The organism is Nitrosomonas cryotolerans ATCC 49181 (assembly GCF_900143275.1).
In the GTDB taxonomy this organism is placed as follows: Bacteria; Pseudomonadota; Gammaproteobacteria; order Burkholderiales; family Nitrosomonadaceae; genus Nitrosomonas; species Nitrosomonas cryotolerans.
The window spans coordinates 2146902-2164605 of sequence record NZ_FSRO01000001.1 but is presented as its reverse complement, the minus strand read 5'-3'; the positions used below and the strand labels follow the sequence as shown (position 1 = coordinate 2164605).

Here is a 17704-nt window from a genome sequence, read left to right as displayed (position 1 = left end):
AAACTTTCTGCCCACGTAACCTGATACTCATTTAAGGCATAGTACAAATCAGCCTCGATAAAAACCAGTACGTTACTCCACACTTTATTCAATCGTAAGGTTAGACCTCTCGCAGTGCGACCATCGGCTTATCAGGGGAATGTGTCATCTGATAGCCCATCCATAATCGTTCTGCGATGCGATTAGCCATCGCAGTAGCTTGTTGTGCTAGTGCAGGGTTGTCAAGTTCCTGGGTAGTCTGTTTGAAAATTTGCAGCCATCGTTCAAATAATTGAGGACTAAGCTCCGGTATTGCCAGATGTTTAGGCATAGGCGCACCTCGAAAGCGATTAGTCCCTAGCAAGTTACCTGACCAGAAATTAATCATTTGAACAAAATGAGCATCCCAATCGGTAACATGGGCTTCAAAGATCGGACCCAGAGATGGGTCTTTTCTGGCTTTTGTATAAAAAGCATGAACCAAATGACTAATTTCTTCTTCGGTATAGGGACTAGGGTGAGATACAGGGATTTGTGATTGTGTCATATCTTAAATTTTATTTGAGAATCGTTATTGACTGAATATTGTTTTGTTATCATAACCGGTAGTAGTTAAAGAGAGAAGAAAATCAATCACACTACGCATCTACCACCTCAATCATGAAATCAACTCGCTACGGCTTTAGGACAAATTATATAGCTTAAGGTTCAAAACGAATAGCTGCAGTTTATTGTTACCTGCGTGTTGTTAACATGACACCAGGTATTCCTTTTATTAATCCTAATACTCGCTGTAACTGTGTTATTTCACTCACTTCCAGGGTTAGTCGTATAGTTGTAATCGCTTGGCGTTTATGAGTATTGATAGTAACAACATTAATTTTTTCATGCGACAAAATATCAGAAATGTCTCGCAACAACCATTGTCTATCGTGCGCCTTAATTACAACATCAACCGGGTAGCTGTTATTTTTTGATGAACCCCAGTCCGCTTCAACCAAACGATTGAGATGTTCATTCGATAATTGCCCCAAGCTGTTACAACCTTGACGATGGATGATGATACCGCGCCCTCGCGTAGATACAAAACCAATGATGGGGTCAGGTGGCGCGGGCTTACAACATTTTGCTAATACCGTTAATAGCTTATCAACGCCGACAATCAGTATGCCTGTGCCTGTTTGCTGCGAGGCTGGGGATGCAGTTGTCTTTCTGTCTGTTAGCAGATCTAACCGGGTGGCCGTCGATTCTATTTTATTATTTAAAGCTGTTCTTAGCTGGTAATGAGTAACATCACCTTTGGCAACTGCGATGAAAAAATCACTGAGCCTGTTGAAATTAAATTTATTCGCAAACTTGTCAAGACTCATTGTTATTGGACCGCGACGCTGTAATTCCTTCTCTACAATGACTCTACCTTGTGCTAATGCAGTTTTGGATTCCTGATTCTTGAACCATTGTTTGACTTTTAATCGTGCACGATGACTTTTGAGATAATTTAAGCCAAGATTAATCCAATCTCGGCTTGGCCCCCCCTGCTTGGCTGAAATAATTTCTACTCGCTGTGCATTTTGGAGTGAATAATCTAATGAAACCATGGTGCCATCGACCTTTGCGCCGCGACAGCGATGTCCAAGATCTGTATGTACATGATATGCAAAGTCTACCGGCGTAGAACCTTTAGGCAGCGCAATAACTCTGTCCTGAGGTGTTAATACATAGATTGAGTCTTCAAACAACGCGGTTTTGAAATGTGTAGCTAATTCTCCTGAATCTGAGATATCATTTTTCCATTCCAGAATTTGTCGTAACCAGGCAATTTTTTCTTCATAGCGAGCATCACGCTTCGCACCTTCTTTATAACGCCAATGGGCAGCAACACCCAATTCGGAATGCCGATGCATTTCATAGGTTCGGATTTGTATTTCCACTACCTTATTTTCAGGGCCGCATACGGCAGTATGTAATGAGCGATAGTCATTACTTTTAGGTTTGGCAATGTAATCGTCAAATTCTTTTGGAATAGGAACCCATAAATTATGCGCGATACCTAGTGCAGCATAACAATTCTGAACATCGTCAACCAGAATCCGTACCGCGCGCGCATCGTAGATTTCGCTGAAATCCAGATCCTTGCGCTTCATTTTCTTGTGGATGCTATAAATATGCTTGGGGCGACCAGTAATTTCTGCTTTGATACCCGCTTGTTGCAATTCATGTTGTAGTTTAGTAACAACCAAGGCAATATATTTTTCTCGACTGGAGCGAGTTTCTTCTAATAATAGGGCGATTTTCTTATAACGTTCTGGCTCGAGAATACGGAACGATAGATCTTCTAATTCCCATTTTACTTGCCATAATCCTAATCGATTTGCCAAGGGCGCAAATATATCCAATGTCTCATGTGCCAATCCCACACGCTCATGAATATTATTGGCAATAACATATCGCATAGTCTGTACACGGCTCGCGAGAGCGATAATAACGACACGAATGTCTTCTGCCATTGCCAGTAGCATTTTGCGTAGCGCTTCGATCTGCGTAACATGGTTAGAGGCTTTATCCGTAATATCAATTATTCGGAAGCGCCCCATACGCGTTACACCTTCAATCAAATGAACAACAGTGGGATTAAAATCTGTTTGTAATTTTTTTATATAGTCATCCAGATAATCCGGCACAGCATGAAGCGTGCCTGCCGCCAAAGTGTCGCTATCAACCTTTAGCATGATGAGTGTCGCTACAGTCCCTAATATATGCGGGATGACTTTCTCGCCAGTTGATAGACAATGATCTGCGTATAGCTGGATAGAATAATCCAGTGATTGCGTTAGTAACTGACTATCATCAGGTGAAAGTTTGGATATTGTAAATTCCAGCCAAGAGGATATTTCCGAATTATTGATGACGGAAGAAAAAGCGCTAGAAACCATTAGATCTCGATTTGATTGTTTAACACTATTCCTTAGACTTAACCCAATCGAATAGTTCTACATAATTAATTTTACCTGTTCCCAGTACCGGTATTTTGTCAATTAATAAAATGATTTTGGGTATACTTAATTCGCCAATACCTTGTTGTTTTGCATCTACTAATAGGTCATGTCGATTGGCTTCCGGATTAGTTGTAATGAGTACCAGTTGTTCTCCTTTCTTTGTATCCGGAATTTGAATAACTGCGTGCATATACTGGGGCCATATTCTACCAACATAATCTTCCACAGCGGCCAGGGAGATCATTTCTCCGCCAATTTTAGCAAATCGTTTGACGCGGCCCTTGATAGTAAGATAGCCAAATTCATCCATTGCTATAATATCTCCGGTGTCATACCATCCTTCTGTAGGGGGAAGAATCTTTCCCGGGCTATCCGCCAGATAATAGCCTTTCATAATGTTGGCACCAGAGACGAGCAGTCTACCTCCTTCTTCAATACCTGACACAGGTTCTAATCGATACGCAATGCCCGGCATCAGTCGTCCAACAGATCCGAATTGATTGTGCATGGGGGTATTCATACTCAGAATCGGGGCTGTCTCAGTTGCGCCGTAACCTTCAAAAATCCGTGTCCCAAACCGTTCCGTCCACTGATTACGGGTGCTCTCACGTAGTTTTTCAGCACCGGCAAATACATACCGAATACTATGAAAATCGTATGGATGCGCATAACGTGCATAACCATTTAAAAAAGTATCCGTCCCGAATAGAAGTGTCGCATTAGTGTCATAAACAAGTTCGGGGATAATGCGATAGTGGAGTGGGGAAGGATAAAAGAAAGTCCGGATGCCAGATAGTAAAGGCAAAATCGTCCCACCTGTTAATCCAAATGAATGAAAAATGGGAAGTGAATTAAACACAATATCTGTTGGGCCAAAATCGATGCGAGATGAAACCTGATAGCGATTTGCCTGAATATTGATATGACTGAGCACAACGCCTTTTGGTGTGCCTTCAGAACCAGAGGTAAAGAGGACGACTGCCGGTGCATCTGGATTTCGGTCTTTATTGACTAGATTGTAATATATTTGCGGCATAAATGCGGCAAGTCGGCCTTTAAATTTACTCCCTATCGAGATTTTATTGCGTAGATCTTCCAGATAAAGAATCGAAATATTTCGTGTTGCTAATGCTTCTGTAATGCCAGATAACTTTCCTGCCAGAATGAATTTTCTGGAAGTGATCACAAGCTGGATCTGTGCTGTTTGACAGGCACTCAATAAATTATGCTTGCTTGTGGAATAATTAAGCATTGCGGGAACACGCCCAAACACCTGCAAACCAAAAAAACAGATCAGCGTACTCACCATATTGGGTAGCAGTATGCCGATATTCTCCTGTTTCTGCGTATTTTTTCGCAAAGCATAGCCCAGGACAAAACAACGCATAATAAACTGAGAGTACGATAGTGGTTCACGCTCGATGTCCTCAACAATAATATGATTTCCACCATGTATCGTCTTTGCATCCAGAACGGACTGAAATAATGTTTGCTGCCTATCATTACTTTGGAACATCATGTTAGTCATGATATCGTAAAGTTGGTTTCCAGCCACTTGCCTTTTTTTTCTGCCTCTGAGGTGTTGTGGGATATCCAGTTGAATCGGTGCCATAATAGTCAACGTGATTTTTGGGAACCAGCGTATACGTACTTTTCCGCGTAATCTGGAAAAGGGGCTGTATTGAGCACCCGATATAATAATTGGCAATAGCTGTGCACCTGATTTGCTGGCAACCATGGAAGGCCCTTCATAAATTTTCATTAATGACCCGGTGATTGTCAGCCTGCCTTCAGGGAAGATAACGACCTTATTTCCTTTTTTGATGCGATCTATCAGTAATCGCGTAGACATTGGATTCGTTGAATCCAGGGCGATAGTATCGGCCAGTAGTAAAAAGGGTCTGACCCACCATTGTTTGGCGATATGCGTATTGATGGCAAAACTTACCCGTTCTGGTACAGCAACGGCAATGAGCGCTGCGTCCAGAAAAGATAAATGATTTGCGATAATAATTGATTTATTTCCTAACTTGTTAAAATGCTCCAATCCTTTAATGTTCAGACGGTATAGCGTATGAAAAACCCATTGTAATATAGACTTAGCCAGTGCTTCAGGCAGCAGGCTAGAGATATAAATAGCAACGAAACTATTCAGAATCGCGATGGTGAAAAATACCTCGGTTACGGTAAAATTATTGGCAAGCATCAAGCTGATACCAATAGCTGAAATCACCATAAACAAAGCATTTAGAATGTTGTTGCCGGCAATTGTTCTGGATCGGTGGGTTTCCTCAGTGCAATTTTGAATGATGGCGTACAGTGGGACAATATAGATACCGCCACAAATTGCGATTCCCAACAAATCTATCAATATCCGCCAATGGATCAGGGAATTCAGAAATACCGATACACCAATGAGCACTTCCCTGTTTTCGATCACTATACGGCTACTGGCAAAATATAAATCAACAGTAAAAATGCTCATGCCCAAAATACCGAGCGGCACATAAGTTGCTGCGATTTTACCTTTTAGTAATTTATTACAAAACAGGGATCCGATACCAATACCGATAGAAAAGACAGCGAGCAATAGCGTGATAATCTGTTCATTACCACCAATGATGTCTTTAGTGAAAGTTGGAAATTGAGATAAGAATGTAGCACCAAACGACCAAAACCAGGAAATTCCAAGAATGGAACGAAAGACTACTGGATTATTACGAATATGCTTAATAATTACGTGCGTTTCCAGCAGTACATTATATTTAAGTATGAGATGTGGTACAGCTGCTTTCGTACTAGGAATATATAGGCTACATATCCAGCCAATGAACGCAACCGCAATAACCAGGGCAGAAATAATAACAGCGCCATGATCAGTTAAGATGAGTAATCCTCCTAGAATAGTCCCGATAAGGATGGATACGAATGTTCCTGTTTCGATCAAGGCATTCCCGCCAATGAGTTCATTCTCACGTAGTTGATCGGGGAGGATCGCATATTTAACCGGGCCAAAAAAAGCAGATTGGGTTCCCATCAAAAATAGAATCGATAACAATAAACTAATGCTGTTCAAGAAAAAACCAATTGCAACTCCGACCATGAGTAAAATTTCTATAAACTTAATAGATTGAATTAGTTTAGCTTTGTTATATTTGTCTGAGAGCTGGCCCGCAGTAGCCGAAAAAAGAAAAAAAGGAGCAATAAAAATGCCTGCGGCAATGGTCACCATAATTTGTGGGCTTAATAGGGCGCTTTCTATGGCCGAGTAGGTTATTAATATAATTAATGCATTCTTAAAAATATTGTCATTGAATGCACCAAGAAATTGTGTCAAGAATAGTGGTAGGAATCGTTTTGTCTTAAGAAGATGCCCGTGATCTGGGTGCATGGAGTAACCTGTTTTGATAATAGTGAGAATAGATCGATAGGAATTAACACTAATTTCTTCGAAATTGCTCAAATACGCCCAAGTGCCAGGGACGCACCGCAATAACAGCCGTGATACTCATCCGATCGTTTAAATTGAGCTTGCGCTCATCCTTAACAAGGCTTTCAAATTCGAGTGCCATACGCTGGAATCTCTGATTAATTATTTCCAGGGAATGTGTAGATAACATGCCATTTAAAACCATGCGTAATTCTCCTGCCTGATCAAAACGTGATTTAAAAAATTCTGACTGTACTTTTTCTTCAAAGAATTGCTGAATAGGTCCATTCTTCAACCAGTTAAAATTTCTCGATAAACGTATGCGGATCTTGTTTTCCGGTAATAATTGAATAATCCCCAGATGGTCAAGTTTAGTTAGCAGTTGAACGCCCTCGTGTGCCTCGATCGCATATTGCGTAAGAATCTGCTTGTATGAGAAGTGATTTAAAAGTAAGAATGCAATCAATAACAGTTTTACGTTTTGAACTAATTGTTTTTCCTGTTCTTCACTTAGTTGATTTATATTGCGTTGATTTTCAGTAGCTTGATGGACCAATTCATTTAAATCTAATCCAATCAAATCACAAATTTGTTGTAAGCGTTTTAAACTGAAATCACAGCGGGCAAAATAACGTTTGATACTGGACTCGGAGAGATTCAGTTTCATTGCAATATCCGCATATGTATAGCCCCTTTGCCTAAGTATTATTTTCAGTGTAGCAACAATGTCTCGTATCATGGTCTTTTAGAAATGAAGTATCATAAAACGCTACTAGTTTAATAATATTTTTATACTTCAAGCATATCAGTTGCATCCGTTTGTTTCTCGGGCAAAACCCTCTGGCATTATTTATTCATTTCCTAGATGTTTCCGAAATATTTTCAAGTTCGCATTCTCTTTTAAAGTGAGATGTTTAGGATAAAACGGAGGAAAATATTATGGCGCTTATAAAAAACCTATTTACTATGCTCTATTCTCGAATTGATCATGTAGCCAACCAAATGGAAAATCATGATGCTGTCATCGAGGTTGCAATAAAGGATACACGTCGCGCATTAGCCCGGGCCAAAGTGCACCTTGCCAGGGTTCAAGCAGATGGCCAGAAACTCACTACGCAAAAAAATAAAATGATTGCTGCGGAATACAAATGGAAGCAGCGCGCAAAGGATATGGCAAGAGAAAACGAAATAACAGCCATGGCATGCATCAGTCGTCGGCGGGAATGTCAGCAGCAAATACAAACGCTGGCATCTGCCTTATCCCGGCATGAGGAAGTAGAAAAACGCCTTGTCGCTGATATCAACAAGCTTGAACAGCGCCTGAGCATGATTTCTCGCCAATCCAATCTTATGCGGGCACGACAATCAACAGCTCAAGCATTGAATGTAATTCAAAATACGCAGCACATGGATTGTCATGAAGAACAGGATATCGATGATTTGTTTGATCGCTGGGAGATAAAAATCTCTGAGTCTGAAATAGCCACAGGGCAATCTGAACCCCTGGATTCATTAGAAAGAAAATTCCAGGATGAGGAGGAAAAGAAAGACTTACGCACTGAATTGGAAAAGATTATAACTGATCAGGGAGAATAAGCATGCCTTTCACCATACCACAGTCAGATCAGGTCCCTGTGCAGGATATCAATCAGGATTCAAAACGATTTAATTCGACCGGTTCACTACTGAGCTATACAGGCTTATCAAGATTATTACGATTAATCGGTGCAGTTATATTGATAGTCACCATCTATATTTTTCTATTCCAAGGTTGGCATACTGGTAATGATATAGAACGTTATACCATTATGCTCGTACAAACACTGATATTAACGTTCGCCGGGTTTGCATGTAACTGCTGGCTAAATGAGAATAAAAGTGCTCGACTTTTTCTTGGTTTGGCGTTATTCAGTGTTCCAGTAAATTTTGCGATCCTTGGCGGGTTACTTTATTCTCAAATGCAATGGGATGCCAGTTTGAGTACTTATCCGGATTTTGCAAACTGGATGAGCGACTCATTACAGACGGTATGGGTGACTATTCTGGCTAGCTCATTTTTGCTGGCACCGGCTATCTTTATTGAGTTTAGGGTTCTAGCGAGAAAATCTGCAATCAGATTATCCTTATTACTGCTGTTTGGCTGTGTTGCAATCCTGATTCCTGTGCGGAGTGTTGAATCAGTCAGCGGAATATTAATCTTCTTAACAATTATTATATTGCAACAGTTAGGTATGAGGCTCCGCTACGATACCTCTTTACGTACCCTGGAAGGGCGTTTTGCCCGCGCCATGCTATTTTTTCCGCTTGGAATCATCATAGGGCGAACAGCACATTTATATACGACGGATGTGCTGATGTTTAGTGTGGTATCAGGGCTTCTATATGGTATTTTGAGACAAGTCGCTATGGATCAAGGACATTCGATAAGACTTCGCACAGTAATGGAATATTTAGGCGTATGTACTGCCTGTTGTATTGCAATCGGGTTAACACTGTTAGTGAATGATTACCGTTACTTGTCGAGTGACGTTCTCATCTTAGTATTTTCAGTTAGTTTTGTGAGCCTATTATTGGAAATTTCATTGCGTACCTGCAGAAACGGGGCGAGTTATCGTAGATCAGCTTCGGTAATTCTACTCATAGGAATATTGATAAATTTATTCTTTTTTTCGAGTGTCATTACTGCCAGCACCAGTTTGATTATAGGTATTCTGATATTGATATATGGTTACGTGGTACAACAACGTATTATTTTTATCTTTGGTTTATTTGCAGCGCTGGCAGGACTCGTTTATCAAGTTAGCTATATTCTAAAAATCTTTAATTTCGGTAGTTGGGTGGGCCTTTCGCTACTCGGTATCAGTATTATTTTTGTCGCATCAATACTGGAACGCTATGGTCTGCTGATGCATTCACAGATGATTCATTGGCAACGGCGTTTTAAATCCTGGGAATACTAATCACACGGATACCCTTCATAACCGAAGGGTATCGATTTGTATCGCTGATTCTAAAAAATCCAGAATATTAAACTATCCGCTGTTTATCACAACCGCTTTATTTCATCAGAGCCTTCAGGAATTCCGGCCTTCAGGCCGAAGAAATAAGGAAGCGCTTCCGTTTGCCGTTTCGGGCGATTCTTGCGTCGCACAGTATGTGGTACAACGCATTTTTGACAGCCAGATTTGCAGTTTCGTAGTAAAGGTGTGGCACTATAGGTTCTGTTTTGATATAGTATCGACACAATATATAGTGGTTTTTTAGGAAAACACACATTCTGCTTAATAGACAGAATGTTAGTGTTTTATTGCAATAAATTGAATAGAGAGAGGTTAGTAATGCAGCTTGCAAAGGACGACACAAATCTTAAATTAGTCTCGGAGAATGAAACGCCTTCAATCTCGCCAATTCGAGATTCGCGTTATTCTCAGTATAAGATTATTCGTCGTAATGGTGCAGTCGTTGCTTTTGAGCCAGGTAAAATTTCTGTTGCGCTGACTAAGGCTTTCATTGCTGTAGGAGGCGGACAGGGCGCGGCATCAGCCAGAGTACGCGAAGTTGTAGCGCGCTTGACGAATGATGTAGTCAATGCTTTATTACGCCGTCAACCCGAAAGTGGCACATTTCATATCGAAGACATTCAAGATCAGGTAGAGCTGGCGCTTATGCGGTCAGGCGAACATGATGTGGCGCGCGCTTATGTTCTCTATCGTGAGGAACGTGCGCGTGAACGCGCCAGGCTGAAAGAAAAGATTGTGGCAGAAGCACCCGCGGATGTATTGCATGTTCTGGAAAATGGGCATCTAATTCCATTAGACATAGCCAGACTATCGACTCTGATTGAATCTTCGTGCGCTGGATTGAATGGTACTGTAGATCATATGCTGATTCTTAAAGCTACCTTGAAGGATTTGTATGATGGAGTTCCCCTGGAAGAAGTCAGAAAATCTGCGATTCTGTCTGCGCGGGTTTTGATAGAGAAAGATCCTGCTTATAGCTTTGTTACAGCTCGTTTATTGTTACATACAATTTGTCTTGAGGTGCTCGGAGAGGAAGTCGTGGAGAATGAAATGGCTTCTCGCTACAAGGAATATTTTCCTTGCTTTATCAAGCATGGCATCGAAGCAGGATTGTTGGATGAACGACTTGCCCAGTTTGATTTATCTCGTTTAGCAGAAACTCTGGTAGCCGATCGTGATATGCAGTTTGATTATCTTGGTTTGCAAACTTTATATGATCGCTATTTCTTACATGTGAAAGAGAAGCGTATTGAGTTACCGCAGGTATTTTTCATGCGCGTAGCAATGGGATTGGCCCTGAATGAAATTGATCGTGAAGCACGTGCAATCGAATTTTATCATGTGTTATCCAGCTTTGATTTTATGAGTTCTACACCGACGTTGTTTAATTCGGGCACTTGCCGGTCACAATTATCTTCATGTTATCTGACAACCGTACCTGATAATCTGGACGGCATTTATGAAGCCATTAAAGAAAATGCATTGCTGGCAAAATATGCAGGTGGATTGGGTAATGATTGGACAGCAGTGCGAGCAATGGGCTCACGTATCAAGGGTACGAATGGGAAATCGCAAGGCGTTGTTCCTTTTCTTAAGGTTGTGTCAGATACTGCGGTGGCGGTCAATCAGGGTGGTAAGCGCAAAGGAGCTGTTTGTGCTTACTTGGAATCCTGGCATCTGGATATAGAAGAATTTCTGGAGCTACGAAAAAATACTGGTGATGATCGTCGCCGTACACACGATATGAATTCAGCGACATGGGTGCCTGACCTGCTCATGAAACGAGTCATGGAAGAAGGAGAATGGACGTTATTCTCACCTTCGGATGTACCTGACCTCCATGAAAAATTTGGAAAAGCCTTTGAGCAGGCTTATGTTGCTTATGAAGCTAAAGCAGCCCGGGGAGAAATTGCGCTTTACAAAAAAATTCCTGCTCAACAATTATGGCGCAAAATGCTCAGTATGTTATTTGAAACAGGGCATCCGTGGATTACCTTTAAGGATCCATGTAATATTCGCTCGCCTCAAAACCATGTGGGAGTGGTACACAGTTCCAACCTTTGTACCGAAATTACGCTCAATACGAATGAAAAAGAAATTGCCGTATGTAATTTGGGATCGGTCAACCTGATTGCTCATCTTAATGAAGGAAAACTAGATACCGATAAACTGAAGCGTACGGTCAGCACTGCGATGCGCATGCTGGACAATGTTATTGATATTAATTTCTATGCTGTAGCTAAAGCACGCAACGCTAATCTTAAACATCGACCGGTTGGATTAGGCATTATGGGATTTCAGGATTGCCTGCATAAACTGGGTATTCCCTATGCATCTACCGAGGCAGTAGAATTTGCAGATCGCTCAATGGAAACGGTTGCCTATCATGCGTACTGGGCCTCAACTACCTTGGCTGAAGAACGGGGCTATTACACTTCTTATCGTGGCAGCTTGTGGGATCGTGATATCTTGCCTCAAGACACACTGGCGTTGCTGCGCGAAGAACGGGGAGGGTTTGTTGAGGCCGATATTTCTACCACCTTGGATTGGGATGCATTACGGGCACGTATTAAACAGCATGGAATGCGTAATTCAAATTGTCTGGCTATTGCGCCAACAGCAACCATTTCGAATATCGTCGGTGTCTCGGCCAGTATTGAGCCGACTTATCAGAATCTTTATGTCAAGTCCAACTTATCAGGTGAATTCACGATTACAAATAAATTCCTGGTAAATGATTTAAAGAAACTCAATTTATGGGATGAAGTCATGATCGCCGATCTTAAGTATTTTGATGGAGCCATCAGCCAGATTGACCGGATACCAGCTGATCTGCGCGCACGATATGCCACCGCATTCGAGATGGATCCACGCTGGCTGATTGAAGCAGCTGCGCGGCGGCAGAAATGGATTGATCAATCACAATCACTCAATATCTATATGGCTGGGGTATCCGGTCAGAAACTGGATGAAACTTATAAGTTGGCCTGGTTACGTGGCTTAAAAACAACTTACTATTTACGCTCAATGGGGGCGACTGGAGCAGAAAAATCCACCGTTCAAAAAGGCTCTTTGAATGCAGTGCCCGTCGATGCTGCCTTAACAGCCCCACCAGTTAAATATTGTGCCATTGATGATACTGAATGTGAATCCTGTCAGTAATTTAATTATTGATAGTTGTGAATTTTTTAAATTTAAGAATCCAGAGGAATAAATAATGCTGATATTTGAGAATGAATCCGTGCAATCAGATAAGTCGTTGCAAAATGGCATATTAAATCGAGGGGACAAAGAGGAAAATAAACAGCCTTTGTCTGTCGCAAACAACATAGAAAACAATAAAAATGTTGATGCTGTCGGTAGCGAAATAGATAAGGAACATATGGATGATGCTACCAATCGTCGTATTTCTGTTGAAGATAAGCGGATTATTAACTGTAGCGCAGATGTGAACCAGTTGGTGCCTTTTAAATATAAATGGGCTTGGGAAAAATATTTGTCCGCTTGTGCCAATCACTGGATGCCGCAGGAAATTAATATGAGTCGCGATATTGCGCTTTGGAAAGATCCCAATGGGTTGACTGAAGATGAGCGCCGGCTGGTTAAGCGTAATTTGGGCTTTTTTGTAACCGCCGACTCGCTTGCTGCAAATAATATCGTATTGGGCACCTATCGGCATATCACTAATCCCGAGTGTCGCCAATACCTCTTACGGCAGGCATTTGAAGAAGCGATCCATACACATGCTTATCAATACATTGTTGAGTCGCTGGGGTTAGATGAGGGTGAGACCTTCAATGCTTATCATGAAATTGTATCTATTCGTGATAAGGATGAATTTCTGATTCCATTTATTGATACCCTGACAAATCCACATTTTAAAACAGGGACGCCAGAAACCGATCAGCAATTATTGAGAAGTCTTATTGTATTTGCCTGCATCATGGAAGGTTTGTTTTTTTATGTGGGGTTCACGCAAATTCTGGCTTTAGGCAGACAAAATAAAATGACCGGATCAGCTGAACAATATCAATATATTCTACGGGATGAATCAATGCACTGTAATTTTGGCATTGATGTGATCAATCAAATTAAAATGGAGAACCCACACCTCTGGACCAAGGCATTCCGTGATGAAATTAGTGAACTGATGCATAAGGCAGTCACGCTGGAATACCGCTATGCCGAAGATACTATGCCACGTGGTGTGCTTGGAATGAATGCACCCATGTTCAAGGAATACCTGCGGTTTATCGCCAATCGTCGATGCCAGCAAATCGGATTGGATATTCTTTACCCGGATGCCGGCAATCCATTTCCGTGGATGTCTGAAATGATTGATCTGAAAAAAGAGAAAAATTTCTTTGAAACTCGGGTAACTGAATACCAGACAGGTGGCGCACTCAGTTGGGATTAGCGTTATGGGGCATTCAATGTGTAGCGGCTGGATTTGTTTTGCTTATCTTTATTTAAGGTAGGCAGAAAAATTTATAATATAGCATGCCATTATAATCCGACAGGAGATTGAGAGTCTTTTATGAGTTATCGTGAAGAACGTGATGCCATGGGTGCTATACAGGTTCCCAGTAATGTGTTGTGGGGTGCACAAACACAACGCTCTCTACAAAATTTCAGAATATCTAATGAGTCGATGCCACCTGCATTGCAGCGTGCATTGGCATTAGTAAAACGAGCTGCAGCCCGTGTTAATCATGATTTAGGTTTGCTCGATGAAACAATTGCAACCGCAATTATTCGTGCCGCCGATGAAGTGATAGCAGGTCATCATGAAAAAGAGTTCCCACTGGTCGTTTGGCAAACGGGCTCTGGAACGCAAACTAACATGAATATGAATGAGGTATTGGCAAACCGTGCTTCAGAATTACTCGGAGGAGAACGTGGTGTAGCGCGTAAGGTTCATCCTAATGATGACGTTAATAAGGGCCAATCATCCAACGACGTATTTCCCACTGCCATGCATGTAGCGGCCATTCATACCGTCAGGCATCAGCTAATACCGGCCATTGACCTTCTGCGTCAGACATTGGCTGACAAGGCCGCTGCTTTTTGCAGCATCGTTAAAATTGGCCGTACCCATTTACAGGATGCTACACCACTCACATTGGGACAAGAATTCTCAGGTTATGTATCACAACTTGATCACGGCTTGCAACATATTGAAGCATCTCTGTCCCATTTATATGAACTGGCATTGGGAGGGACAGCTGTTGGGACCGGTCTGAATGCGCACCCCGATTTCGCTGAGCGGGTAGCAGCAGAACTGGCTAAACTAACGGGATTACCCTTTATAACGGCACCGAATAAATTTGAGGCTTTAGCAGCGAATGATGCTCTAGTGCATGCTCATGGTGCATTAAAAACATTAGCTGCATCATTAATGAAAATTACCAATGACATCCGTTGGTTAGCTTCCGGACCGCGTTGTGGTATTGGTGAACTGAGAATACCAGAAAATGAACCTGGCAGTTCCATCATGCCTGGTAAAGTTAATCCAACCCAATCTGAGGCGGTAACGATGCTTTGCTGTCAAGTCATGGGTAATGATGTTGCCATTAATATGGGCGGCGCCATGGGTAATTTTGAATTAAATGTCATGAAGCCACTGATTATTCATAATTATCTTCAAAGTGTACGGCTGTTAGCTGATGGTATAACAAGCTTTAATAATAATTGTGCAACCGGTATTACTGCTAATGCTGAGCGTATCGATACGTTGATGCACAATTCTCTTATGCTGGTCACAGCACTTAATCCACATATTGGTTATGATAAATCTGCTGAGATTGCTAAGAAGGCACATCGTGAGAATATAACTTTGAGAGCAGCGGCAATTGCTACCGGTTATGTCACTATAGAACAATTTGACAAATGGGTGAGGCCGGAAGAAATGGTGGGAAAGTAGCTGGAAGGCGCAATCAAAAACATCACCGTATTCTGTGTTGCTGGCAAGTGGTACACCAGCATTCAGACCGAGCGCAAGATTGAACAGGAGCTATAGTCAAATCTGATGAGACTTTTGCAAAAGCCCTTACTAGAGGTTTTTGACTATTAATTGTAAGGGGTTAATTTTTCAACTACTGGGGTTTTGCAAAGATCTCTGTTAATACAACTGAATCCTATGATCAAAGGATTACTTTTCGCTGATTTCATTTTCACAGGCAGTCATATTTTCAAAACAATCCAAATTCTGAATAGTCGTTGTCATAATATTATTTAATGCTGTTTCTGTGAGAAAAGCTTGATGGCTTGTGATGAGCACATTCTGAAAAGTCATTAAACGAGCAATGGTATCATCCAGAAGAATATCTTCAGAATGATCTTCAAAAAACAGTCCTTCTTCTTCCTCATAGACATCCATACCAAAATATCCTATCTGACCTTTTTTTAAAGCAGTGATGACATCATGCGTATGCACCAATGCACCACGGCCGGTATTGATTAGCATTACTCCCTTTTTCATGACGTCAATACAAGATTTATTAATAATATATTTTGTTTCATCCATAAGCGGAATATGTAGCGAGATAATTTCTGATCGACTACACAGCGAGAAAAAATCGGTATATTCAACCTTGAATTTTTGTTTCAATTCCTCGTTCTCATTCTTATCATAAGCTAGTAATCGACAACCAAAACCATGCAGTATGCGGACCAATACTGATCCAATTTTTCCGGTGCCAATAATACCCACTGTTTTCCCATTCATGTCAAAGCCGGTTAGTCCATTCAGAGAAAAGTTCAGATCCATGATCCGCCCATGTGCTCTTATCAGCCGTCTGTTTAGAGCAAGCATTAAGGCAACTGCATGCTCTGCCACTGCATAGGGAGAATACGCGGGGACCCTTGTTACACGAAATCCAAGCTGATTCGCTTCTTTAACATCCACATTATTAAATCCGGTGGAACGAAGGGTAATGAAACGGATTCCCTGCTGATGTAAGCTTTTAAGTACAGGGGCAGAAGCATCATCGTTTACGAATAAACTAACAGCATCAAATCCGACACAGAGCACTATGGTTTGCACAGAAAGCCGAACATCAAAAAAATGTAGCTCATGCTTGCCTGCGTTCGCTTTTTCTAAAAAAGGTTTTTCAAACTGGTGAAAACTATAAATGGCTACTTTCATTTTATAAAAGGCCTATTGTTTAGTTATACAATGAGATAGTCTGACTACTTTTAATGTATGTTTCTGTATTACCGAGCTCTAGCTCCTTCAATCAATAACTGTATAGTGATTATATGATGCGATATATCACAGCAGGTAATTATGCTCCTCCTCTCTGCTGATTCATATTAGCTATCGTGAATAATAAATAGCAAAAGATTAACTTAATAATCATCCATAGCGTTTGTTAGGCTAATCTCAGTTCCAACCGGTTAATTCATAACCTCGGTCTCGAAGACAACGACCGACAAAATTTTTATAGGCAGGGTTGGATTGATTGTTTCGAAACAGCCCATGAAGCAGTCCTGCGGTCGCTCCGGCAGCTGCTCCAACAGCTGCACCACTGCCGGCAGATCCTCTGATCGCTCCCGCAACGGCACCACTGGCTGCACCAACTCCAGCACCTGCTGCTGTGTTTTTTGCGATATTTTTACCCACATTGGAGGAAGATACATAGTTCTCTGCTATTCTCTGACATTCGGTGATATCCTGGTTAGCCTGGTTTTGCCCAACTTTATTGAGATAAGTATTAGGATAAAGAACCGGTCTTGGACCCGCACATGCAGCTATTTGAAAGCAAACTACGATCGAAATCAGGATCATTTTTGTCTTTAATCTGTTTCTTTTTTCCATAATAACTCCTTTTTTACATTTTTCTCTTTCTAACTTTATTTCAGTTAATAATGGGAAATATGCTGATGTTATTATTAATACTTCTTCTATTTTAGAGGGTTCTGTTCATTCAGAGTACTTCGTGTCTTTTATCAGAAAAGCATTCATCTTTATAGGTTGTGATTGCGCCACCATGTAGGCCTTAGATACGCTAAAACTAAGACCCGCACCTGAGATTACAGATGTGTCAGCAGGGGGACTACCACGCAGCCAAGCTCAACCATCTTTCTTTAATCTTCTTTATTCTGAGCAATCATGACACATCATCATCCGCGTGTATCAAATATTCTTCAATCTTCAAAAAATTTTACCTCGTAAAAAATAGATAGCTAAACATATCAAATTAGAATAGCCTCTTCTTTCATATTAATCCTATTTATTTTGATTGGTTATAGAAAATTAAATGGCAGCATATGATAAA

11 protein-coding genes are annotated in these 17704 nt (G+C 41.2%); 5 read left to right on the top strand and 6 right to left on the bottom strand.

What is annotated here, in order from left to right; all coding sequences use genetic code 11:
* Positions 1 to 100: 100 nt before the first annotated feature.
* From BUQ89_RS09680 to BUQ89_RS09665, 4 genes are all read right to left on the bottom strand, one after another.
* Positions 101 to 526 carry a group III truncated hemoglobin gene (locus BUQ89_RS09680; RefSeq protein ID WP_028460443.1) on the bottom strand — a complete coding sequence of 142 codons (426 nt, stop codon included), beginning with the start codon at positions 524 to 526 and terminating at the stop codon, positions 101 to 103.
* Positions 527 to 713: 187 nt separating this feature from the next.
* Positions 714 to 2912 (bottom strand): RelA/SpoT family protein, encoded by a 2199-nt coding sequence (locus tag BUQ89_RS09675; RefSeq protein WP_028460444.1) that lies wholly within the window; start codon positions 2910 to 2912, stop codon positions 714 to 716.
* Positions 2913 to 2937: 25 nt separating this feature from the next.
* Positions 2938 to 6366, bottom strand: a complete 3429-nt coding sequence (locus BUQ89_RS09670; RefSeq protein WP_028460445.1) for an acyl-[ACP]--phospholipid O-acyltransferase — start codon at positions 6364 to 6366, stop codon at positions 2938 to 2940.
* Between the two features lie 49 nt (positions 6367 to 6415).
* Positions 6416 to 7144: a helix-turn-helix domain-containing protein gene (locus BUQ89_RS09665; RefSeq protein WP_028460446.1), complete on the bottom strand. Its 729-nt coding sequence runs from the start codon at positions 7142 to 7144 to the stop codon at positions 6416 to 6418.
* A gap of 200 nt (positions 7145 to 7344) precedes the next feature.
* Between BUQ89_RS09665 and BUQ89_RS09660 the strand changes: the two genes are divergently transcribed.
* The 5 genes from BUQ89_RS09660 to fumC all read left to right on the top strand — a co-directional run bounded on the left by BUQ89_RS09660 (position 7345) and on the right by fumC (position 15348).
* Entirely contained in the window at positions 7345 to 8001 is a 657-nt protein-coding gene (locus BUQ89_RS09660; protein ID WP_028460447.1) for a PspA/IM30 family protein, read from the top strand.
* Between the two features lie 2 nt (positions 8002 to 8003).
* A complete protein-coding gene (locus tag BUQ89_RS09655) occupies positions 8004 to 9365 on the top strand; it encodes a hypothetical protein (RefSeq protein ID WP_028460448.1) in 1362 nt (453 codons plus the stop codon).
* A 378-nt stretch (positions 9366 to 9743) separates the two neighbouring features.
* Positions 9744 to 12587, top strand: a complete 2844-nt coding sequence (locus BUQ89_RS09650; RefSeq protein WP_028460449.1) for a ribonucleoside-diphosphate reductase subunit alpha — start codon at positions 9744 to 9746, stop codon at positions 12585 to 12587.
* Between the two features lie 55 nt (positions 12588 to 12642).
* Entirely contained in the window at positions 12643 to 13842 is a 1200-nt protein-coding gene (locus BUQ89_RS09645) for a ribonucleotide-diphosphate reductase subunit beta (RefSeq protein WP_028460450.1), read from the top strand.
* Between the two features lie 120 nt (positions 13843 to 13962).
* Complete coding sequence (fumC, locus tag BUQ89_RS09640) at positions 13963 to 15348, top strand: class II fumarate hydratase (protein WP_028460451.1); 1386 nt, start codon at positions 13963 to 13965, stop codon at positions 15346 to 15348.
* A 228-nt stretch (positions 15349 to 15576) separates the two neighbouring features.
* On the opposite strand, the gene BUQ89_RS09635 is transcribed toward fumC, so the two are convergent.
* Positions 15577 to 16572 carry a 2-hydroxyacid dehydrogenase gene (locus BUQ89_RS09635; protein ID WP_028460452.1) on the bottom strand — a complete coding sequence of 332 codons (996 nt, stop codon included), beginning with the start codon at positions 16570 to 16572 and terminating at the stop codon, positions 15577 to 15579.
* A 237-nt stretch (positions 16573 to 16809) separates the two neighbouring features.
* On the bottom strand, positions 16810 to 17244 hold the full coding sequence (locus BUQ89_RS09630; RefSeq protein ID WP_245812973.1) for a glycine zipper family protein: 435 nt from the start codon (positions 17242 to 17244) through the stop codon (positions 16810 to 16812).
* Positions 17245 to 17704: the final 460 nt, after the last annotated feature.

What these genes read in the sequence shown, in the direction of transcription:
- BUQ89_RS09680 (WP_028460443.1), bottom strand. Translation starts at nt 526, where the DNA reads ATGACACAATCACAAATCCCTGTATCTCACCCTAGTCCCTATACCGAA.
- BUQ89_RS09675 (WP_028460444.1), bottom strand. Translation starts at nt 2,912, where the DNA reads ATGGTTTCTAGCGCTTTTTCTTCCGTCATCAATAATTCGGAAATATCC.
- BUQ89_RS09670 (WP_028460445.1), bottom strand. Translation starts at nt 6,366, where the DNA reads ATGCACCCAGATCACGGGCATCTTCTTAAGACAAAACGATTCCTACCA.
- BUQ89_RS09665 (WP_028460446.1), bottom strand. Translation starts at nt 7,144, where the DNA reads ATGATACGAGACATTGTTGCTACACTGAAAATAATACTTAGGCAAAGG.
- BUQ89_RS09660 (WP_028460447.1), top strand. Translation starts at nt 7,345, where the DNA reads ATGGCGCTTATAAAAAACCTATTTACTATGCTCTATTCTCGAATTGAT.
- BUQ89_RS09655 (WP_028460448.1), top strand. Translation starts at nt 8,004, where the DNA reads ATGCCTTTCACCATACCACAGTCAGATCAGGTCCCTGTGCAGGATATC.
- BUQ89_RS09650 (WP_028460449.1), top strand. Translation starts at nt 9,744, where the DNA reads ATGCAGCTTGCAAAGGACGACACAAATCTTAAATTAGTCTCGGAGAAT.
- BUQ89_RS09645 (WP_028460450.1), top strand. Translation starts at nt 12,643, where the DNA reads ATGCTGATATTTGAGAATGAATCCGTGCAATCAGATAAGTCGTTGCAA.
- fumC (WP_028460451.1), top strand. Translation starts at nt 13,963, where the DNA reads ATGAGTTATCGTGAAGAACGTGATGCCATGGGTGCTATACAGGTTCCC.
- BUQ89_RS09635 (WP_028460452.1), bottom strand. Translation starts at nt 16,572, where the DNA reads ATGAAAGTAGCCATTTATAGTTTTCACCAGTTTGAAAAACCTTTTTTA.
- BUQ89_RS09630 (WP_245812973.1), bottom strand. Translation starts at nt 17,244, where the DNA reads ATGGAAAAAAGAAACAGATTAAAGACAAAAATGATCCTGATTTCGATC.